The organism is Bradyrhizobium barranii subsp. apii (assembly GCF_011516635.5).
Taxonomy (GTDB): domain Bacteria; phylum Pseudomonadota; class Alphaproteobacteria; order Rhizobiales; family Xanthobacteraceae; genus Bradyrhizobium; species Bradyrhizobium barranii.
This window is the reverse complement of record NZ_CP096255.1, coordinates 1,007,114-1,026,405: the sequence shown is the minus strand read 5'-3', so window position 1 is coordinate 1,026,405 and position 19,292 is coordinate 1,007,114. Positions and strand designations below refer to the sequence as shown.

The window sequence follows — 19,292 nt, the reverse complement described above, 5'->3', positions numbered from 1 at the left end:
TCAGAGACGCTGCGCCGACGTACCCGATTTCGGTCCGATACCGTTTCGCCCTATCCCGGTCCCGCCACGCATGCATTGCCAGGGTCATTCGTGCGCTCAGCCTGCGCTTCACTTTTCCTTTTATTGCAGTCGCAGGCCGCACGCGGTGGACGCAGCCGAACACAGCGCTGCTCCCACGCGAGCCGCAGTTCCTTCACGATATCTTCACGCTTGTCGTGATCGGCCATGGTCGTGTCTAGAAGCCAGCCAAGCGGCGCCTCGCCCTCGATCCGCATCAGCAGCTCGAATAACTCATGTGAAATGCGTATGCTGTCGCGGCCCGAAGGTCCCGTACGGATCTCGCAGACCGTTTCCTGGCGATCTGCCGCGGTGTAGGAGCGAACGCGATGAAGGGACGCATAAGGCGGCAATGAAACGCTTAGCGCACCCCAATCCTGCAGCCTTGCCGCTCGCTTCTTGACGAGGAACGGCCCCGCAACAAGTCCGTCTAGGTCGGTCGTCAAAAATGTCGTGATAGCGTCTGCAACCGAATCCACGATCGGCTCGGCATTGTTGTTGAATGACGTATTCAGAAGCACTGGGATGCCAGTACGCTTTTTAAACGCATTGATAACATCCCAATAGGCGGGGTTTGTCTTGCGCGATACTGTTTGCAGCCGAGCGGTACCATCGACGTGCGTGATTGCGCCGAGCACCTTACGCTGGGCTTCGCGCACCCGGACCACGAAATTCATGAAGGGAAAGGCCTGCTTGCCGTCAGGGAGCTCGAAGAACTCGTTCGCATTCTCCTCCAGCACAGATGGCGCAAACGGACGATAGCCCTCGCGTTTTTTGACCATTGCGTTGATCCGGTCCTTGTTTTCCGGCGGCCGCGGGTCCGCAAGAATGCTCCGGTTGCCGAGCGCACGCGGCCCGAACTCAGAGCGGCCCTGAACCCAGCCGATCACGGCGCCATCTGCCATCCAGTCGGCCGCACTTGCTGCTATGTCGTCACATCGTTGAATGTCGAGATGACCGGACCATGCATTGAGCTCCTGTTCTACGGCTTGCTCGTTTCCGAGGCCGGGCCCCCAATATACGTCTGACAGCCGCTCGCGCGGCGTTGGCCTGCCCAGCTCGCTCGACATCATCAATGCGGCGCCAAGCGCGCATCCGGCGTCGTGGGCCGCGGGTTGGACGAAGATGTCTTCGAAAAGGCCGGAATAGAGTAGCTTACCGTTGACGGTGCAGTTATGGGCTACCCCTCCAGCTAGGCACAAACGCGTGATGCCTGTCGTTTCGCGATAGTGTAGCAGGACGTGAAACACGATCCGCTCCAGAGCTTCCTGCAGCGATGCGCTGACATCCCGATGCTGCTGGGTAAACGGCATTCCCTTTCGTCGGACCTGGATGTTTCGGAGCAGCGCCGGACCGATGCGGTCAAGGTGGACGCGATAGTCTCCATTGTCCAACAACTCGTAGAGCTGTCCGAACAGCTCGCGATAAGGAGTGGGGTCCCCGTAAGGAGCAAGCCCCATCACCTTGTACTCGTCGAACAACCCGTAGCCGAGGTAACGGATCGTTTCGAGATAGAACAATCCCAGAGAGTTGCTTTCTGGGAAACGTGCAAGTTGCGTCATTCCGGTGCCCGACCCTACCGCCAATAGGCCCGAGAGAAAATCGCCACCGCCGTCAACCGAAAAAATGAGGCTTTGCTCGAATCCAGACATGGCAAACGCGCTGACCGCATGCGCTTCATGGTGATTTACGAATGAAACCCGCGACGCATCGACCTCGGTACCGAACTCCCGTGCCAGTAGCTGTCGCAGCAACAGTTTGGCGTCCAGCGGAAGCGGCTGAGAAACAGCTAGGCGCTCGAGCATAGTGTTGCAGTACGCTTCAGTCGCGTAGAACGCAATGCGATCGATCTGGTGAAGCTCGACTCCCGCAGCCGAAAGACAGTATCGCATCGCGTTGCTTGGGAACTTGTTGGAGTGCTTAACTCGATTGAGGCGCTCCTCTTCGACGGCAGCGATCACGCGGCCATCCTGTACAAGAACCGCAGCGCCATCGTGCAAGAAGGTATTCGGCAGCTCGGGCGAGCTTTCATGAATTCTGTCCAGACCGCCACATATTCCCAGACACAACATCTCGTTCTCCATTTGATCATGACGGGACGACCAATGGCCGTTCCAGCTGCTTCGTATTATCGCGCTCCGTCGGCCGCGCGGGGCCGTAGCACAACCCAAGGCTCTCCCAGCGCCGCCCAGACACGGCGCTCAGCCCGTTGAAGTGCCGGAGCCCCGCATCGATCAACTGAACAGGCTGATGTGGACCTGGCTTGATCGCGTCCTCTTACAGGCATTGCAACTGCTGCCATCGCAGGTCGGGCCTTGTCCGACTCACCAGAGAGCACGGTGCGACTGCATCAGCTGGATTCTCCCGGTTATCTTAGTTCTTTCCCTCAACGCAGCAGCCGGCGCCGCAACAGTGCGGTCGATACGAAGAAGGGCAACACCGCGTATATGCAAAGCGCACCTACATGAAACAAAGCGCCGCCAGCCTCGCGCTCTAGCATCGCGGGGCGAATGAGGTCGACCGAATGCGCTAGCGGCAACAAGTCGGCGAAGTGCTGAAATGAGCCAGGCAGTTGGCTCATCGGAAACACCGCGCCACACAGAAACACCATAGGGGTAAGGACAAGCGTCTGGTAAAACACGAAGTAGTCGTAACTTGGCGCAAGAGATATGACGACCATTGCCAGGCTGGCGAATACAAGCCCAGTAAGCGCGACGGTCGGCATCGCATAGAAAATGGAAAGCCAAGACGCATAGCCAAGCGTGGCAGCGACAAGCCCGATTGCCGTCCCGGCAAGAACGGATTTGCTGGCCGCCCAAACCAATTCGCCTAAAACGATATCGCCAAGCGTAAGCTGTGTGGACAGGATTGCTTCCCAGGTACGATTGGCATCCATGCGAGCAAAGGTTGCATACATGGTTTCAAACGTTGCGGCAGTCATGGCGCTGGTCGCAACCATGCCCGCAGCCAAAAATGCGATGTAGGAAGTTCCCTCAACGGGCCCCACGATGAGACCAAGGCCGAAGCCAAGGCCAAAAAGATGGGTTATAGGATCTGCGAGGTTGCCGAGAACCGACGCAAGCGCAACTTTCCTCCATGCCAGGCAATTTCGACGCCATACCGCGACCCAGTTGTAGGCGTTGGCGGGCAGGACCCCCGCATAACCTTCACTCATCACTCATTTCTCCATCTCGCGTCCGGTCAGGCGCATGAACACGTCCTCGAGATTTGCCGGACGCTGCAGAATGCGCAGGCCCGCTCGCCCGCGCAGCTGGATGCGCACCTGCTCGGGATATTGCGCATAGCAAAACAGCGTCTCTCCGCTCACTTCCAGGTGACGTACATAGGGCTTCAGTATCTCACGCAGCTCTTGCGGATGACCGCCATAGATCTCAATCACGTTGCATCCGACCTTTTCGTCGATCAACGCTTGCGGTTTGCCTTCGGCGATCTTGCGTCCATCCTCCAGCACACACAGCCGATCGCATAGACGTTCGGCCTCTTCCATGAAGTGAGTGGTCAGTAGGATCGTCTTGCCACGGGCCAACAAAACTCGCAGACGTTCCCAGATCAGGTGGCGCGCGTGCGGATCCAGACCCGTCGTCGGCTCGTCCATTACCAGCAGATGCGGGTCATTGATCAATGCACGCGCCAGCGTCAGCCGCCGCTTCATGCCACCTGACAGCTCGGCGACGCGCACATCCACCTTGCTTTCGAGCCGCGCAAACTCTAGCAACGATGGCAGGAGCGCCTCGATCTTTCGAGCGCTCATGCCGAAGTATCTGCCAAATACCACCAGGTTTTCTCGTACGGTAAACCCGAGTTCAAGGTTGTCGAACTGCGGCACCACGCCGATGCGCACACGTGCCACTCGAGCGCGTGCAGGCACGGGCTCATCAAGGACGGTAACCTTGCCTTCATCCGGCGCAATCATGCCGAGAAGCATACGCGCAATGGTGCTCTTGCCAGCTCCATTAGGCCCGAGCAGGCCAAAGCACTCTCCGCGTGCAACCGAGAACGACAGTTCATTGACGATGATCTTGCCGCCAAAGGACTTTTTTACGCCGGCAATGTCGATGGCTACGGTGGACATGTTCACCTTAGGTTGGCAGAAGCCGTTGAGCCGACGATGGCGTCCCTACGACCGTCTTGGTCCAGAGCAGGCCGTCACACCACACATGTTCAACGCGTCCCCATTGGCAAGCCGCGGCAACATCCGGGAAGACGCCACGGCCGTGAACATTGGCGCTCGTATTGCAGAGCAGCGGAATGCCGGTGAGCTTCTCAAATTCGACGAGGAGCTCGGCAATCTTGTGTGAAGAGTTGCGGGAGATTGTCTGCAGTCGCGCAGAGCCGTCCAAATGGACGACGGCGGCGACCTTGTCGCGCCATTCCGTCCTAGTCTGGTGATCGAACAGCATGTACGGATCCGGCGTACCTGGGTTGAATATCTCTGGCGCCCGATCCTCTAGGCAAATCGGCGCCACCGGTCGGAAGTATTCGCGGCGCTTGATGTCGTTGAGACGATCCTTCATTGCCGGCGAGGTCGCGGCCGCAAGAATGCTTCTGCCGCCCAACGCCCGCGGCCCAAGCTCCGCGCACCCGGAAAGGAAGATCACCGGCTCGTTGTCGGCGAGAATGGCCGCAAGATCGCGCAAACTGCACGGCGCGGCCTCCCATTCTGGCGGAACCTCGCTGGCTTGCAGGGCAGGACCACTGTAGACTGACCATTCCAGTGGCACGAACCCATCTTGCGCCGCCAGCGCACTGCAAGCTGCACCGATTGCCGAGCCGCTGTCATTCGGAAATGGCGGCACCCAGACGTCATCGAACAGTCCCGTCGCGCGAAGCGCACTATTCCACTTGATGTTAAGACCGCAGCCGCCGGCTATACATAGATTCCGCGCTCCCGGAAGCGACGAATGCCGCAGCAACACCATTGCGATTTCCCGGATAAGGAGACGTTCCAGGAACACATGAAACGACGCAAGGACGTCCTCCGCTCGCTCGGCCATGAGGCGCAGTCTGCTCGCCTCGAAAAAGTCGTGCATAGCTGCGAGTGACGCTTCGGCATTGTTGATGTCCGCGCGATAGCGACGAGCCTGCTGCGTGTCCGCCGCGAAGCGCCTGTCGTAGAGCTCCTGAAACACCGCCACAATGCTTTCGTTGGCAGAACCAAGCGCGACGTAGGCCATCAATTTGCCGGCGATGCCCAAGTCCGAATTGGTGCGATTCGGCCGACTGTAAGGCCCGAAGTGAAGGCCGGCGACAGCATAGGCGTGGCCAATCATCGGAAACAGGCATCCAACGAGCCGCCCCCCCTGTGGTTCAACATAGTAAAGACGTGGAGAGATCCAGCCGTCCCATACCAGACAGAACGCGGGTCTACCCGAGACGGCAAAGGGGCTGGTGCTATATGCTGAGGCAACGTGGCCGGTGACGTGCGGGTAACTCTTGTAGGGAAACACCTTGCTGGCAAGGATCAAGCCAAAACCGTCGACACAATCAAGAAGGCCCTCAGCACGGCGCTCGACATATGGCGCCCCTTTCAGCGCGATCGGCACGGCCCCACTGAGGACCAGGAATTGCGACTCGCGCTCGCCATCCCCGCCGTCGATGACGAACTGATCAATATCACGCGGATCCAGGCCATGCTCCGCCAATGCAAGTACAACTGCATCGAGATTATCGATGGATTGATAGCGAGGATTATTGCCGCGCTTCTCTTGCTCGGTGCAAAAGACAAGCCGCCCATCCTCGACGACAGCAATTGCCCCGTCATGTGTCAACTTGATGCCGCAGATGCGCATACGCCCCTCGGCCCAACGACCGCAATTTGATTGTTTCGACGAGCTATTCGACTTCCGGAACAGAATGAGCAGGCAATCTTGGTCGACCGAACCAGTCTGGCAGTGCTGACGCTCGATTCGGATAAACTCTCATTCAAGAGAGCAATCGCCGTCTCAGCAGCATGGCCCCAGCGTCGACAAGCATCACGCGCGAATCCGAAGACCAGAGCGCCATTTGGCGCAAGCATGCTCACCATGACCGCCTCTCCGTTCTTTGCCGTGCGCGCTTAATCCTGCGGCATGACATCCTGCACGGTAATTCGCTGGCAGTGGGGTCCCAGCATTTCCGTGAATGCGAAGGCTGCACCTCCGACCTCAAGGGCACGCGTAACATCCCCATTGGAACGCGACATCCGAAACATTTGCGCGTAACGCTCCTGTTCCAACGGGTTACTGTCGAGGCGCCACTGATCACCAACAGCAAGATCACGCTCGAACAGATGATAGTTCTTGTCCAGTCTCATGGGTTGATTAACCTGTTGTTATTGGCTCGATCAATCGCCACCGCACATATTGTCAGTCGCCGGCTCGCCCGAGGAACCGCGCGACCTCCGCTTGCGAATTGCTTCAACAATTTCTGCAGTAGCTGCAGCGCTCGATCCAGTGTTAGTAGCCGGGATAGTGGCCTTCTTGTCCCCTGCGCTCGGCACATTGACGAGCTTGCGCGACAGCCAATCGCTATTGCTCAATGTACAAAGCGCATAAGCCTTCAAAGGAAGTAGGATAAATATATTGATAGGCGTATGGAGCGAGAAGCCGATAAAGCGCAATTCGCGGGCACGAAACGCCGCGACACTGCACCGGATTATTGTCATTGCAGCAATTGTCAATCCCGTCCACCAGGGCACCGAACCGCCGATTGCGAGCTGTGCAAGCGCAGCCAGTGATGACAATACGAGGAGTAAAGGGCCGAGATTTTGTCCGACAACGTCTAGCGTGAGATAGCCATCGAGTTCGGGCAGCAGGCGCAATGCAAGAAACGTGTCCCTAAAGGTACTCCGTGCCCAACGGAGTTGCTGACGCAAATACGGCCCAAGGCTGTCGGGTACGACTGTTGCCGCGATGGCATCCGGGACATACTCGGTTCGAAATCCCGCTTTGAGCATGAGGATAGTTAGGTGGCGATCCTCGCCAAAATCGCTCGGCTTTCCGCGAAAGAATTGCGTTTCGTATTGATCAAGCAGCAAAGCGAGGACGGAGCGACGATACATCGCGCAGGGGCCGCAGCAGCACATGACTGCACCGAAGCGAGCCTGTGCCGCGCGCTCTTCGTTGCACGCTAGCCAGTATTCCATATCGATTAGCTTGGTTAGCCAGGTTTGGCTGCGGTTGCTCGCTATCAACTGGCCCATGGCGGCGCCGACTTCCGGCTCCTGCATCTTCAATGCAAGCTTCTTGACCACGTCAGCGGCTAGTATCGTATCCGAGTCGACGTTGAGCACCAGGTTCCCGGACGAGCTACGTATAGCGGCGATCTGCGCCTTGCGCTTTCCAACGTTCTTGGCCAGCAGGATGATGCTGAATCTCGGATCGTTCGCATAGAGGTCGTGTACAGGCCCCACGACATCGCGATTTGCAGATCCGTCGTCGACCACATAGACCTGCAGTCTTCCACCGTAGTCTTGACCTGCAATCGACTCGAGACATTTGGAGAGCGTGTTCGGGTCCTCGTTGAAGCAAGGCACGATGACGTCCACGCTGGGCAGAGCTACCTCGGATTGGCCCAGATCGGTCTGCAGCGACGAGGTATTCGCCGGCTGAGCATAGAGCGCTTGCGCGCTCTTGTAGACAGTTGAGAGCAGCGCATAAGACGAAACGGCGACAGCGCTGGTTGTAGCGAGCAGGTCCATTGGGGCCAGTTTTGTTTAGTGAAGTTGAGGAAGCGGACGGATTGCAAACCCGCGCTGTTGCAGAACCGGTATCAGATGTGACAGCGCCATCACCGTCTGATCACGCAGAGTGGCATCGCTGCAGAGTCTTTCCTCACCAGGAGGATACCCGTCGTGCAGAAGTACAATTGCGCCTGGACGAACGGCCGCCAGCACTGAATTCACAATCCTATCGACGCCTGGGCGCGACCAATCTCTCGGATCGACCGACCAGTGCAGAGCTGTGAGGCCAGCGCTCGCTGTCGTAGCGAGGACCGCTTGGGTCCATAAGCCGTAGGGTGCTCGCATGTGCCTGGGCGAAGCCTGCGGGCATGCCGAACGGATCGCCTTGCTCGTCGTTAGCACTTCATCGTGAACCACCGCTGGTTCACATCTGGAGAGATCCGGATGCGTCATCGTGTGGTTTGCAACCTCGTGTCCTTGCGCAATCATTCGTCGAATGAGTTCAGGCTGATCGGTCACGTACGTGCCGATAACGAAGAACGTCGCCGGCACCCGATGTTGCGTCAGCACATCGAGCACGTCGGGCGTGCAAAATGGATTTGGCCCATCATCAAAGGTCAAATAGACACAGCGACTTGCGCTGACGTCGGCGTAGTCGCGACGCACCGCAGACAGGGGGACGAGCCCTTTCACAGCTCAGGCCCGTTCCGGTCGATGATCGTCCCGGCCGGCCACTCGCTGATCGGGCGTCCGAGCGGGAACACCACCACGAGAACGTCCTCGATCCGGACCGGCAGCAAATTGGGATACACATCTGCGTGGGTGGACCGGACGCGAATGCCGGACATGAGGGTTGCCAGCCCCTGCCTTCCAATCAGTCTGGTAAGGTGCCTCTCAAGCGCGGGCCGAACCGTACCAAAGCCGAACGGAACCCCGAGCTCCTGCAGCGCAGGATACATCACGCGCATTGAGTGGCTGATTCCAAGCCCCTCGAGATCCGGACGCACCGCATATAGTCCCAGTTCGGCCACGAGTAGATCGCCCCCGTCAATCTTGATGAAGCGGCGTAGGGCGCCGATGTGAGCAGCTACGCCGTGCGCGTCGTAACCAATTACGCGGACCTCCGGCCTTGCACCGGCCCAACTTCGACTCCCCTCAAATGGCTGCGCATTAAAAGCACCGGTCGGCCCATAGCTTTCGCGGAAAAACTCAGCGAGCTCGGTATGGTCGCCCAGCCGCAGCTCGCTTTCCCAATGCAGGCTCCACTGCACTTGAGGGCGCGCGGAACGACTTTCCGCCGACCGAGATCCGGGAATATTCATGACGGGCTTCCCTGCACCAGTGACGTTAAGAGCGGAGGTGGTCACGTGAACAACTCACTATCGGCTGAATCGCTGATCAATACTCGAATGCACTGACGTGGGGCGCCGGCGCCCGGCTCAGTTCGCCAGCGGCGCGGCAGAACGGCCCCCTTGGAGTGGCGCCTTGGCCAGAGAAGAGGCGATCGTGCAGTCGGCGCTGGTCATCCCAGTCAATGTCATGTCCGAGATCTGCCAGACATGCCGACGTGGCGCTTGGATTGTCCGGCACCTACCCGCATTATCAAGAGGTTCGGTCCGGTCCAGGATTGCTATCGATGCTGTGCGGTCTGATGGCGCCCCATCGATGAACGAGATCTCACCGCAAGCGCTCCCGATCGGCCCCAGATCAACTTGGGTCATATGCATCTTCGACACACTCTGAATGTGATGGACAAGCAACTATTTGGCCGGTCGCGGGTGACGTTTGGCATCCGCAATGTGCGCCTGCCTCTCGGTTCCGACACTAGGGTGAGGCGTAAGCCATCTCTAGTGTACGCGGGTACACCACAAATATGGAAAGGGATGGAAGACACATACGAACGTTTATCGGCAGTACGAGCGAGCGCCGTGTCAGGCCGCTCGTCGCACCGAGAAGAACAGACGTTGCTCGGATAGCGCGCCGACACCCGCCCCTAAACGGATTCGGCAGGTGCTCGCACACCCCAGCAGTCCGTTTCGGAACTCGCGTAATGGCAAGCAGCCATCGTGGTACGCCTAATCAGTTTCCAAACTGATGTTTGCTATCCAACATTCCGTTGTTTCGATAGAACTCATCCACACGATGGATAGACTCACAACATGCGGTTCAAGGGACTTGATCTAAACCTTCTGGTTGCGCTCGATGCTCTGATGACCGAGCGAAACCTCACTGCGGCGGCACGGAAAATCAATCTGAGCCAGCCCGCGATGAGTGCTGCGATCGCGCGGCTGCGCATCTATTTTCGCGATGAATTGTTCACGATGAGAGGTCGCGAGCTCGTCCCAACGCCCGGCGCGGAGGCGCTTGCGAGCCCTGTCCGCGAGGCCCTGCTGCATATTCAACTCTCGATCATCTCAAGGGACGCGTTTGACCCAAGTCAGTCGAACCGACGGTTCAGGATCATTCTCTCCGACTTCATGACAATCGTCTTTTTTCGGCGGATTGTGGATCGCATCGCACAGGAAGCTCCGGCAGTACGCTTCGAATTGCTACCATATTCCGATGAGCCCGATGAGCTACTCCGCCGCGGCGAGGTCGATTTTCTCATTCTGCCGGAATTGTTCATGTCGAGCGCGCATCCGAAGGCGACGTTATTTGAAGAGACTCTCGTATGCGTGGGATGCCGCTCGAACACGCAGCTGTCAGGGCAGCTTACGTTTGATAAATACAATTCGATGGGACATGTTGCGGCCAAGTTCGGGCGGGCGCTAAGGCCCAACCTCGAGGAATGGTTTTTGCTTGAGCACGGCCTTAAGAGACGCATTGAGGTCGTTGTGCAGGGCTTCAGCCTCATTCCGCCTATACTGTTCGACACGAGCCGCATAGGGACAATGCCCTTACGGCTCGCCAGACACTTCGAAAAGCGGACGCCTCTGCGGATCGTCGAGCCACCGCTGCCGCTGCCCCAGTTCACCGAGGCCGTTCAGTGGCCAGCCTTCCACAACACGGACCCGGCAAGCATTTGGATGCGGCGGATACTGTTGGAGGAGGGATCCCACATGACGTCTGCGAATCAGAAGAGCCCAGCTCGCAGGCGCTGCTAGGTCGGGGCCACGAGCCGCTCTCCGCACGCTGCAAATACCGTGTTCGGCCTTTGGTCGTATTCGGCCGCTTTCTCATTTCGCCGTGTCGGGCGGCGCCCTCCTTAAGAGGCCACTCAAGCCGTCGGTCAGTCGCAAACGCCTGGCAGGCGCTGACCGTAGATGCCGCAAAATGTGACTCGGTGAGCTTGCGTGAAAGCACAGCGCTCACCATCGCGGCAACTTCTCAATAATGTTTGATTCGTCCAATCAATGTCTTGAACCCCACGCCGCGTCAGGTTGTAGGCACGCTGCTGGGACGCGTTGCGCGGCCATCGACAGGGGCATCGGCGAACTTACGGCTCTGGCCATAGCACCAGGGCCAGCGCCAGCCGTAAATTGACCAGGTCGTGTTGCGGGGTTGCCGGAGTGTCGAAATCGATCAGCTCCGCGGCTCCCGATACACTCCAGTCGCCGGTCGTTCGCCGACCGCCCTCCGCGCCCTCCTTACGATGGCTTCCGCGAGCTTCTTTCGCGATCGCAGGATGGGAACGGATTCGTTTCAGGCGATCCGATGAGAGCGCTTCAGAGCCGCTTTCGCTACTCTAATGTACCGCAACGACACTCGCGCAGGATAAGACGATATGCGCTTCAAGGGCTTGGATCTAAATCTTCTCGTCGCGCTTGACGCTCTGATGACTGAGCGCAACCTCACGGCAGCAGCACGCAGGATCAACCTTAGGTACGCATCCGGTCAGCCCCCCGGGCAGGCGCGACGGTCAGCCGTGGCGCTCAGGCGGCAGCCGCTCTGGACTGTTGGGTCGCCTTCCAATTCCACGGGAGCAGGTCGGCGACTTTGTTGACGGGGTGATCTCTAAACCTGGCCAACACATCCGCGAGCCAAGCTTGCGGATCAACGTCGTTCATCTTGCAGGTTTCGATCAGGGTATAGACGGCGGCGGCGCGATGGCCGCCGGCATCTGAACCGGCGAAGGTCCAATTTCGTCTTCCGACAGCCACACCGCGTAAGGCTCATTCGGCAGCGTTGTTCGAGAGGCAGACGCGACCATCGTCCAGGAAGCGGGTGAACGCCGCCCAACGGTTGAGCAGGTAGTTGATCGCCTTTGCAGTATCGTTGCCTGATGAGAGCAAGGTTCGCTGCTGACGCATCCAGATTTCGAGATCGGCGACGATCGGCCTCGACTTATCACGACGTACCGCAAGCCGCTGTTCCGGCGTTTTGCCGTTGATGGTGCGCTCGATCGTAAGCGTAGCTCTGCGGCCCTTTTGAATGGCGCTTGACGCCTATTTTGTTCGCGTGGCGCGTCGCCGCGGCTTCCTTGTGTCGGACAACGCGTTGACGGCGGCTTCGAGTGCCTTCCGGTCGACGACGTTGGGATCGAACCGCTCCGGGCCCCAGAGGCGCATGTGTCCGTGCTCGGGATGGGCGGGGTCGCTGATGGCGGCGAGGTATTCGGCATAGCCTGGCGCACCGCCGACGTCTTCCGGAGGACAACGACCGGCGGCCTCGAGCAGGAAGGGAAGCCCCTCCGTCGTGGTGTTCTCGAACCATTTTTCGAGCTTGATCACATGGTCCCAGCTGTCGCCGAAGTCATAGAGATAGTGGATCGTCTTGGCGCCGGTCTCGCGAACGATATCGCACAGCCGCGCTTTGCGGGCATCCATGGGCTGGTGACCGTAATCATTGTCGGGGTCGGGAATCCCCCAATGTGCCTCACCAGCAAAGAACTCGAAGAGGTGACTGTTCGTCCAGCCGAATGCCTCCTGAAGCGTCAGATGCAGCCGATCAAGGCGCAGGGTGACGGGTACGACAAGGCGACGCATCACCTCCGGCTTCACATCCTTGAGGGTCACCTTGATCCGGACCGCGGTCGTGTTCAGGCTCATGCCGCCAGCCTCGGATCGCGTGTATGCATCGTATAGGTCGACGCCCAGGGAAGCAGTTCGTCCAGTCGCGCTGCAGGCCAACCATTGACGAGCTTGGCGAGAACGTCAGCGAGCCAGTGCTCGGCACTGACGCCATTGAGCTTACAGGTCTCAATGAGCGAAGCCAGCAATGCCCAATTCCCGGCGCCTTCGTCGCAACCGGCAAAAAGAGAGTTCTTGGCGTTGAGCTTGATCGGTCGCATCGCACGCTCGACAGCATTCGTGTCCATTTCGATGCGCCCATCATCAAGATAGAGCGTCAGGCCGTCCCAATGACGTAGTGCATAGCGCAAAGCCTTCGCCGTGTCGCTCTTCTGCGCAAGGTGATCGAGCTTGGCCTCAAACCACTGCTTCAAGGCTGCAACCAGAGGCCGGGTATGCGCTTGTCGGCCAGCACGGCGCTCGTCCGCAGATCGGCCGCGGAGGGCCTTCTCGACCGCGTAAAGCTGGGCGATGCGCTCAAGAGCCTCGCGGGCAACCGGAGCTGGCGCAGGCGCAGCCTCCCGCTCGATCTTCACAAACTGGCGCCGCAGATGCGACCAGCAGAAGGCGAGCGTCCCGGACAGGGCGTCCGCACGCGTCTCTCGGGTCATGGTCTTGTAAGCCTGATAGCCGTCGCAGTGGATGATGCCGCGATAGCCCTCCAGCAGCCGCAAGCCATGAACGGCGCCGCGGCCCGGTGCATAGGCATAGACTACCCCAGGCGGATCAGGTCCGGCCCAAGGCCTGTCATCGCGTGACAGCGCCCAGAAGTAGCCGGTTTTTGTTCTGCCGCGCCCCGGATCCAGCACCGGCGCCGGGGTCTCATCGACACAGAGCTTCGAGGAGGCGAGCAGAAGCTGGCGCAGACGATGCCACACGGGCTTCAATTCCTGGGCGGCATAGCCGACCCAGAAGGCGAGCGTGGAACGATCCAGCGCTATTCCGTGCGTCGCCAGCATCTGCGCCTGGCGGTAAAGCGGCAAATGCCAGTGATACTTGGCATCGATCACATGCGCGACCAGCCGCTCGGTGGGCAATCCTCCCCTGATCAATCGCTCGGGAGCCGCGTGCTGCAGGACGACGCCATGACAGGCGCGGCAGGCCAGCTTGGGACGGCGGGTGATGATGACGCGATACTGCGCCGGAACGACGTCGAGCCTCTGGCTCTCATCCTGACCAATCTCGAAGAGGTTGCCCTTACAAGACGGGCAGCAGCTCTCGGCCGGCATCATAGTCTCGATGACGCGCGGCAAATGCTCCGGCAGCTGACCACGGTTGGCTCTGCGCGCGGCAGCTCTCTTCTCGCCTGTTTTGGGATTGGCACGATTCTCGGCGGCTTCGAGAGCCGCAACGGCCTGATCGATATCCTCCAGAACAAGCTGCAGCTGATCAGCGTCCAGCTTTTCCGAGGACCGACCGAACTGCGCATCTTTCGCAAGCTTGAGCAACCGCTCGAGCCGGGCGCAGCGATCCAGCAGAGCCGCGGCAAAGGCACGCAACTCGGCTGGATCGCTCGGTAGCTCATCAGGCAAATCACTCATTGGCCCGAGCTTGCCATGCTTCGCGTCACGATGCAGCGATGATTTGCATTTTTACGCAAGCGCTTTCGGCTGCGGGATCCGAGGCGCGTGCATGCGCGTCCAATCCATGCCGGCCAGCAGTGCTGACAGCTGGGCCCCATTCATCCGCATCACACCGGCCACGATGGGTGGCCATTTGAAGCCGCTGCCATCGAGCCGCTTCCAGTACATCACAAGGCCGCTGCCATCCCAGACGACGATCTTCACCCGATCGGCGCGCTTCGCACGGAACACCACCGCCACGCCCTTCATCGGGTCATGGCCCAGCGTATCCTTCGCCAGCAGCGCCAAGCCCTCTGCACCCTTCCTGAAGTCCACAGGTTGCGTCGCCACGTAGATCATGAGGCTCGCCGGCATCGTCAGCATGAACGTGTCCGTCGCAGCGCAATGAACACATCGCTCAACGCAGCAAGGCCAGGCGCCCCGCGCACCTCCACGCGCGCGCCCTGGAACTCAACCGTAACAATGGCTGCTTCCGGCGAACCGGAGGGCTCTGCGGCCGCAGGCAACGCTAATTCCGACACCACCGGCACGAACGACAGCGTGTCCGCCGACGCCGGCAATACCAACTGGCCCAAACGCGCCCGGCGCCGCCAATCATGCACCTGCTGGGGCCGGCAGCCATGGCGACGAGCGACGTCTGTTACAACCGCCCCCGGTTCGAGGCTTTCCGCCGCAATCTGCGCCTTCAAATCATCCGGCCAGCGCTTTCGACCTGCGCCAGCGAACACTTCAATACGCGGTGACAACGGTCGTCTTATGTCGTCAGAATGGTCGTCCATTGTGAGCACCCTTCCAGAAGATGACTCTTCTAACGGTGCTCTCAAGACTCCGCACAAACAATCAGACGGGCCTCGGCGCTACGCTTACGCTCGATCTCGAACAGGATATCGATGCGTCGCACGGCCTCGCTGGCAATCGGCGCCTCTCCAGATTTCGCCAGGTCGAAGAACTTTCTGCGGCCGTGGCTCCAACAGGCCGCTTCAAGGATCGGAGCTGGCTTCCTTTGGGCCTTGTAGAGCTGGTTATACCCATCGAAGGCATCGGCCTGCATGAGGCCGACATAGCCGGCAAGATGGCTTTGCGGGTGTTCTCCAGCCCGGTTGCGTGAGTAGTAGAACAGGGCCGCCGGCGGATCCGTGCCGCCAAACGGCCGGTCATCGCGAACGTAGGTCCAGATCCGGCCGGTAACCGTCTTGAGCTTGGCCAGCACCGGCACCGTCGTATCGTCGGCGTGGATGCGTTCCGCGCTCATGACGTGGATCCGGATCGCCTCAATGATGGGATCGAGTGCCACCACGCAGGCGCCGATCCGATCCGCCAGGGTCGAGACGTCGATCTCGATCCCTTCGCGGGCATAGGTCTTGCTCTGTCGGTTCAACGGCTGGTGCAGCAGGAACTTGTTGATCACGTCATACGGCTCTCAACAAGTAACGAAGCAGAACTCAACATCGCCCAATGAGCGAACAGCTTCGGCCTGCGGCAGCGGATCAATCTGAGCCATGTGGAGGCTCTGACTGTTCCATTCTTCAGCCCTTTGTATTTGCGTCGCGCCCAGCGGTTAAGAGATTCATCGACGTATCGATACAGGTTGTGCATTTCTGACCGCCCATATCTGCCGTAGTACTGCATCCATCCACGAAGGACGGGATTCAGTTCCAAGGCAATTGCGTCGACTTCCGTCTGCGAGCGAAGCCTGAGCCGGAGCTGCCGGATCGTCATACGCATAGACTTCATCGCCGCCCTGCTGACCGCTGGCGAGAACGTACAGAAGTTTTCTTTCTTCTGATGGTTTCTTGCCCTGCGCGGTCGAAAGGTAAATCCCAGAAAATCAAATGACTGACTGGCATGGCTACCCGGGCGATTGCTGTCTTTGCAGTAGACGATCTTGGTCTTGTCGGGATGCATTTCGAGTTCGCATTCCTTAAACCTTGCTTGCAGCGCCGCCTTGATGGCTTCCGCTTCAGCCTTGGTTCGGCAATGAACGAGCCCGTCGTCCGCGTATCGACACCACGGCGACTGCGGGAAGTTCCGCGCCATCCATGTATCGAACGCATAATGCAAGAACTAATTGGCAAGGACGGGACTGATCACGCCGCCATGGGGTGTGCCCCGGTCGCGAGCGGTGATCGCTCCGTCTCTGTCTTGCATCGGCGCTGTTAGCCAGCGTTCGATGTAGAGCAGAGCCCATTCGTCTTGCACATGCTTCCTGACGGCCTTCATAAGCAACTTGTGGCTGATATTGTCGAACAGGCCTTTGATGTCGAACTCCAGCACCCAGTTCATCTTCCAGCACCGTTGCCGGGTGACGCCGACGGCGTCCAGCGCGGATTTTCCGGGCCGGTAGCCGTAGGAATCGGGAAGGAAGATTTCCTCGAGTGCTTGTTCAATCTGCAGCTTGACGACCGTCTGCGCCACGCGATCTGCTACTGTCGGCACACCTAGAATGCGTTGTCCGCCGTTCTTCTTGGGAATGAGGACAGCCCGAACGGCAGGTGGAAAGTAGCTGCCAGAAGACATTCGATTCCAGACCTTGTAAAGGTTGCCCTTCAAGTCCTTCTCAAACGCTTCGAGCGACACGTTATCCACGCCGGCCGCGCCCGCATTGGCTTTGACCAGTTTGTAGGCCTTCATCACTGTCTGCTTGTCGATATCGTACTGCTTGCGTCCGGTTACACTCACATGTCCTCCTGCTCATCACAGTTGCATATGGGCGCAACCCACTTGTTTCGGCCCCTTCGCTCCAGTTCCACTACAGCACCTTCATCACTACTACGAGCCGATCCGCCCCAGTGTTGTGCTTCGGTACTCTCGTCTCGCGGTGTGCGCCGCTTGAACTTCTCCCTTGGCATCACAACGACTGGTTCCTGCAGTTCTCTACAAGAGCCTGTATCCAGATCGCGTCCCCTAAACGCCGGTCGCCATCCGCGCAGTAATCCAGGCGTCTCACGGATTGATCTCAGGGATGGCACGCGCCCCTGATTTTGGCGACGTCTAAATAATTTCGACGCGTCATCGGAAGATTCGCTTTCGCTCGCCTTCTGGATACTTACCTGCCCCGTAAACCCGGGACTTTTGCAACACTTGCTCATGACCGCGCCTTTTAAGCGAAGCCACAGTGTCGTGGTTTTGCATCTGCGCCTGAAACGCCGATGCAGGAGGGCCATCCTCCATCTCTCATAAAGCTGTACGCATTAAATTCGGTTATTCACCTCCTTCATGCTCCGCAGCACACCATGCCAGATGATCTTGATCAGGTCGCCGCGGCGGCCTCTAAAAACATAGAGATCACCGGCATGCGGATCACGCTTCAAACTCTCCTGGACCAGACGCGCGAGGCTCGGGAAGCCGCGGCGCATATCGGTGTGGCCGGTCGCAAGCCACACCTGCACATTACCTGATATGGCAATCATCGGCGCTCAAGTACCTTGAGGACCCGCGCCAGCGCTTCTGGATCGACGTGCGAATCCACTCGGATCCGTCGCCGGTTACCGAGGTCGATCTCGATCAATCCAATACGCGCGGCCACTACAGACCGCCCTCGGCTATCACCCGCAGGTAAGAGCTTCGGAGTTTCCTCCGCCTCCGCGGCGGCGATCTGCACCGGCGCAAAAGACGGTGCGACCTGCTCGGATGTCCGCGCTTGACGACGCCAGGTGAACACAAGGCTGGCCGCTACTCTGTTGCGACGTGCAACCGCTGTCACCTTTGCGCCCGGCGCCAACGTCTCCTCGACAATCCGTGCCTTGTCATCCTGCGACCAACGCCGCCGACGCTCCAGCCCGCCCAAAATCTCGACCCGCATCGCCTGATGACCTTAAAGCTGGACTTAAGGTCACACGCTTGGCGAATTACAGCGTGTCAGACAAGACGGCGCCCGCCGGATGCGTACAACCTTAGTCAGCCAGCCATGAGCGCGGCCATTGCCCGGCGCCGCTCCTATTTCCACGATGATCTGTTTGCAATGAGAGGCCGGGAACTTGTCCCGACCTCACGCGCCGAAGCGCTGGCAGCTCCCGTTCGCGAGGCGCTGACGCACATTCAGCTCTCCATTATCGCTCGGAACGTGTTCGATCCCGCTCAATCAAAGCGCCGATTCAGGATCGGCCTTTCCGATTTCATAACAGTCGTATTCCTCCGAAACGTCGTAGAGCGCGTTGCGCGAGAAGCTCCCGCCGTCAGCTTCGAACTGGCGGCGCTTGCTGATGATCACGATGAGATTCTCCGGCGCGGTGAGGCCGATTTCATCATCTTGCCGGAATTATTCATGTCGTGCGCGCATCCTAAGATGAGCCTGTTTGAGGAGAGCCTCGTTTGCGTAGGCTGCGGCACGAACAGCCAGTTGCTCCGACGGCTAACATTTGATCGATATATGTCCATGGGGCACGTTTCGGTGAAACTCGGAGGTGCGCGCAAGACCCCCACCGAGGAATGCTTTACTCGACCTTGGCCTCAACCGGCGCATCGACATTCTCGTGCAGAGCTTCAGCATGATTCCGCCCCTGCTGGCAGGCACGACTCGCATAGGGACCATGCCATCAAGGCTCGTTAAGCATTTCCAAAGAATGATACCCCTTCGGATTGCCGAATCCCCGCAGCCATTCCCCACATTTACCGAGGCGGTCCAATGGACTGTCCGTCACAACAGCGATCCGGAAAGCGTCTGGATGCGAGAAATACTGCTGCAGGAGGCGGCCCGCATGGCATCTACACGTGAAGAGCGCTTCATCATCAACGCTTCGGACCAAGCGGACACTGGCGCAGACTTCGCAGAGTCTGGCTCGCCGTTGTCGTAAGGACGTCCGCAGTGCGTAACCTCTATCCGGACGCATGTCTCGACGCGGCCAATTCACGCTTGTTCCAATGACACCGGTTATTGGCAGATAAACTTCGGTCAGTTTCGGCCGATGGCTTCAGCCGCTGTGCCGCTCGCATTCTATCATCCGACCGGCGCGCGAACTGCGA

Annotated in this window: 16 protein-coding genes and 5 pseudogenes; 3 read left to right on the top strand and 18 right to left on the bottom strand. The window is 59.0% G+C overall.

Annotation, left to right across the window (positions count from 1 at the left end; all coding sequences use genetic code 11):
- Positions 1 to 50 precede the first annotated feature (50 nt).
- From HAP41_RS04840 to HAP41_RS04805, 9 genes are all read right to left on the bottom strand, one after another.
- Positions 51 to 2,129 (bottom strand): carbamoyltransferase family protein, encoded by a 2,079-nt coding sequence (locus tag HAP41_RS04840; protein ID WP_166104826.1) that lies wholly within the window; start codon positions 2,127 to 2,129, stop codon positions 51 to 53.
- A gap of 314 nt (positions 2,130 to 2,443) precedes the next feature.
- The gene (locus HAP41_RS04835) at positions 2,444 to 3,232 is read right to left on the bottom strand and encodes an ABC transporter permease (protein WP_166104829.1); all 789 of its coding nucleotides are present in this window, start codon (positions 3,230 to 3,232) and stop codon (positions 2,444 to 2,446) included.
- A gap of 3 nt (positions 3,233 to 3,235) precedes the next feature.
- Positions 3,236 to 4,156: a nodulation factor ABC transporter ATP-binding protein NodI gene (gene nodI, locus HAP41_RS04830; RefSeq protein WP_224580964.1), complete on the bottom strand. Its 921-nt coding sequence runs from the start codon at positions 4,154 to 4,156 to the stop codon at positions 3,236 to 3,238.
- Position 4,157: 1 nt separating this feature from the next.
- Positions 4,158 to 5,867, bottom strand: coding sequence for a nodulation protein NodU (gene nodU, locus HAP41_RS04825; protein WP_166106212.1), 1,710 nt, complete (start codon positions 5,865 to 5,867; stop codon positions 4,158 to 4,160).
- Positions 5,843 to 6,094 (bottom strand): SAM-dependent methyltransferase, encoded by a 252-nt coding sequence (locus tag HAP41_RS50260; protein WP_321576691.1) that lies wholly within the window; start codon positions 6,092 to 6,094, stop codon positions 5,843 to 5,845. The genes nodU and HAP41_RS50260 overlap by 25 nt, the downstream gene beginning before the upstream one ends.
- A 39-nt stretch (positions 6,095 to 6,133) precedes the next feature.
- Positions 6,134 to 6,370, bottom strand: a complete 237-nt coding sequence (locus tag HAP41_RS50255; RefSeq protein ID WP_321576394.1) for an SAM-dependent methyltransferase — start codon at positions 6,368 to 6,370, stop codon at positions 6,134 to 6,136.
- A gap of 30 nt (positions 6,371 to 6,400) precedes the next feature.
- Entirely contained in the window at positions 6,401 to 7,756 is a 1,356-nt protein-coding gene (nodC, locus tag HAP41_RS04815) for a chitooligosaccharide synthase NodC (RefSeq protein WP_166104837.1), read from the bottom strand.
- A 15-nt stretch (positions 7,757 to 7,771) separates the two neighbouring features.
- Complete coding sequence (gene nodB, locus HAP41_RS04810; protein WP_166104841.1) at positions 7,772 to 8,431, bottom strand: chitooligosaccharide deacetylase NodB; 660 nt, start codon at positions 8,429 to 8,431, stop codon at positions 7,772 to 7,774.
- On the bottom strand, positions 8,428 to 9,060 hold the full coding sequence (locus HAP41_RS04805; protein ID WP_166104846.1) for a NodA family N-acyltransferase: 633 nt from the start codon (positions 9,058 to 9,060) through the stop codon (positions 8,428 to 8,430). The genes nodB and HAP41_RS04805 overlap by 4 nt, the downstream gene beginning before the upstream one ends.
- An 837-nt stretch (positions 9,061 to 9,897) precedes the next feature.
- Between HAP41_RS04805 and nodD1 the strand changes: the two genes are divergently transcribed.
- Both nodD1 and HAP41_RS04795 read left to right on the top strand, forming a co-directional pair.
- Positions 9,898 to 10,842, top strand: coding sequence for a transcriptional regulator NodD1 (nodD1, locus tag HAP41_RS04800; RefSeq protein WP_166104848.1), 945 nt, complete (start codon positions 9,898 to 9,900; stop codon positions 10,840 to 10,842).
- Positions 10,843 to 11,462: 620 nt separating this feature from the next.
- Positions 11,463 to 11,558, top strand: a pseudogene (locus tag HAP41_RS04795) (LysR family transcriptional regulator); the annotation flags it as partial.
- Positions 11,559 to 11,610: 52 nt separating this feature from the next.
- On the opposite strand, the pseudogene HAP41_RS04790 reads toward HAP41_RS04795, so the two are convergent.
- From HAP41_RS04790 to tnpA (HAP41_RS04750), 9 genes and pseudogenes are all read right to left on the bottom strand, one after another.
- Positions 11,611 to 12,093, bottom strand: a pseudogene (locus tag HAP41_RS04790) (IS66 family transposase); the annotation flags it as partial.
- A 30-nt stretch (positions 12,094 to 12,123) separates the two neighbouring features.
- Positions 12,124 to 12,726, bottom strand: a complete 603-nt coding sequence (locus tag HAP41_RS04785; protein ID WP_166055583.1) for a plasmid pRiA4b ORF-3 family protein — start codon at positions 12,724 to 12,726, stop codon at positions 12,124 to 12,126.
- Positions 12,723 to 14,288: an IS66 family transposase gene (tnpC, locus tag HAP41_RS04780; protein WP_166055670.1), complete on the bottom strand. Its 1,566-nt coding sequence runs from the start codon at positions 14,286 to 14,288 to the stop codon at positions 12,723 to 12,725. The genes HAP41_RS04785 and tnpC overlap by 4 nt, the downstream gene beginning before the upstream one ends.
- 51 nt (positions 14,289 to 14,339) lie before the next feature.
- Positions 14,340 to 14,693 (bottom strand): IS66 family insertion sequence element accessory protein TnpB, encoded by a 354-nt coding sequence (gene tnpB, locus HAP41_RS04775; protein WP_166065968.1) that lies wholly within the window; start codon positions 14,691 to 14,693, stop codon positions 14,340 to 14,342.
- Positions 14,687 to 15,109: an IS66-like element accessory protein TnpA gene (tnpA, locus tag HAP41_RS04770; protein ID WP_166055731.1), complete on the bottom strand. Its 423-nt coding sequence runs from the start codon at positions 15,107 to 15,109 to the stop codon at positions 14,687 to 14,689. Before tnpA (HAP41_RS04770) ends, tnpB (HAP41_RS04775) begins: the two co-directional genes overlap by 7 nt.
- A 71-nt stretch (positions 15,110 to 15,180) precedes the next feature.
- A pseudogene (locus HAP41_RS04765) lies at positions 15,181 to 15,738 on the bottom strand (IS66 family transposase); the annotation flags it as partial.
- Positions 15,735 to 16,961, bottom strand: a pseudogene (gene ltrA / locus HAP41_RS04760) (group II intron reverse transcriptase/maturase). The pseudogenes HAP41_RS04765 and ltrA, both read right to left, overlap by 4 nt.
- A 560-nt stretch (positions 16,962 to 17,521) precedes the next feature.
- Complete coding sequence (gene tnpB / locus HAP41_RS04755; RefSeq protein WP_166104854.1) at positions 17,522 to 17,740, bottom strand: IS66 family insertion sequence element accessory protein TnpB; 219 nt, start codon at positions 17,738 to 17,740, stop codon at positions 17,522 to 17,524.
- Positions 17,737 to 18,132 (bottom strand): IS66-like element accessory protein TnpA, encoded by a 396-nt coding sequence (gene tnpA, locus HAP41_RS04750; RefSeq protein WP_166104859.1) that lies wholly within the window; start codon positions 18,130 to 18,132, stop codon positions 17,737 to 17,739. Before tnpA (HAP41_RS04750) ends, tnpB (HAP41_RS04755) begins: the two co-directional genes overlap by 4 nt.
- Positions 18,133 to 18,219: 87 nt before the next feature.
- Between tnpA (HAP41_RS04750) and HAP41_RS04745 the strand changes: the two are divergent.
- Positions 18,220 to 19,123 (top strand): annotated as a pseudogene (locus HAP41_RS04745) (LysR substrate-binding domain-containing protein); the annotation flags it as partial.
- Positions 19,124 to 19,292 lie beyond the last annotated feature (169 nt).

What these genes read in the sequence shown, in the direction of transcription:
- HAP41_RS04840 (WP_166104826.1), bottom strand. Translation starts at nt 2,129, where the DNA reads ATGTTGTGTCTGGGAATATGTGGCGGTCTGGACAGAATTCATGAAAGC.
- HAP41_RS04835 (WP_166104829.1), bottom strand. Translation starts at nt 3,232, where the DNA reads ATGAGTGAAGGTTATGCGGGGGTCCTGCCCGCCAACGCCTACAACTGG.
- nodU (WP_166106212.1), bottom strand. Translation starts at nt 5,867, where the DNA reads ATGCGCATCTGCGGCATCAAGTTGACACATGACGGGGCAATTGCTGTC.
- HAP41_RS50260 (WP_321576691.1), bottom strand. Translation starts at nt 6,094, where the DNA reads ATGCTTGCGCCAAATGGCGCTCTGGTCTTCGGATTCGCGCGTGATGCT.
- HAP41_RS50255 (WP_321576394.1), bottom strand. Translation starts at nt 6,370, where the DNA reads ATGAGACTGGACAAGAACTATCATCTGTTCGAGCGTGATCTTGCTGTT.
- nodC (WP_166104837.1), bottom strand. Translation starts at nt 7,756, where the DNA reads ATGGACCTGCTCGCTACAACCAGCGCTGTCGCCGTTTCGTCTTATGCG.
- HAP41_RS04805 (WP_166104846.1), bottom strand. Translation starts at nt 9,060, where the DNA reads ATGAATATTCCCGGATCTCGGTCGGCGGAAAGTCGTTCCGCGCGCCCT.
- nodD1 (WP_166104848.1), top strand. Translation starts at nt 9,898, where the DNA reads ATGCGGTTCAAGGGACTTGATCTAAACCTTCTGGTTGCGCTCGATGCT.
- HAP41_RS04785 (WP_166055583.1), bottom strand. Translation starts at nt 12,726, where the DNA reads ATGAGCCTGAACACGACCGCGGTCCGGATCAAGGTGACCCTCAAGGAT.
- tnpC (WP_166055670.1), bottom strand. Translation starts at nt 14,288, where the DNA reads ATGAGTGATTTGCCTGATGAGCTACCGAGCGATCCAGCCGAGTTGCGT.
- tnpB (WP_166065968.1), bottom strand. Translation starts at nt 14,693, where the DNA reads ATGCTGACGATGCCGGCGAGCCTCATGATCTACGTGGCGACGCAACCT.
- tnpA (WP_166055731.1), bottom strand. Translation starts at nt 15,109, where the DNA reads ATGGACGACCATTCTGACGACATAAGACGACCGTTGTCACCGCGTATT.
- tnpB (WP_166104854.1), bottom strand. Translation starts at nt 17,740, where the DNA reads ATGATTGCCATATCAGGTAATGTGCAGGTGTGGCTTGCGACCGGCCAC.
- tnpA (WP_166104859.1), bottom strand. Translation starts at nt 18,132, where the DNA reads ATGCGGGTCGAGATTTTGGGCGGGCTGGAGCGTCGGCGGCGTTGGTCG.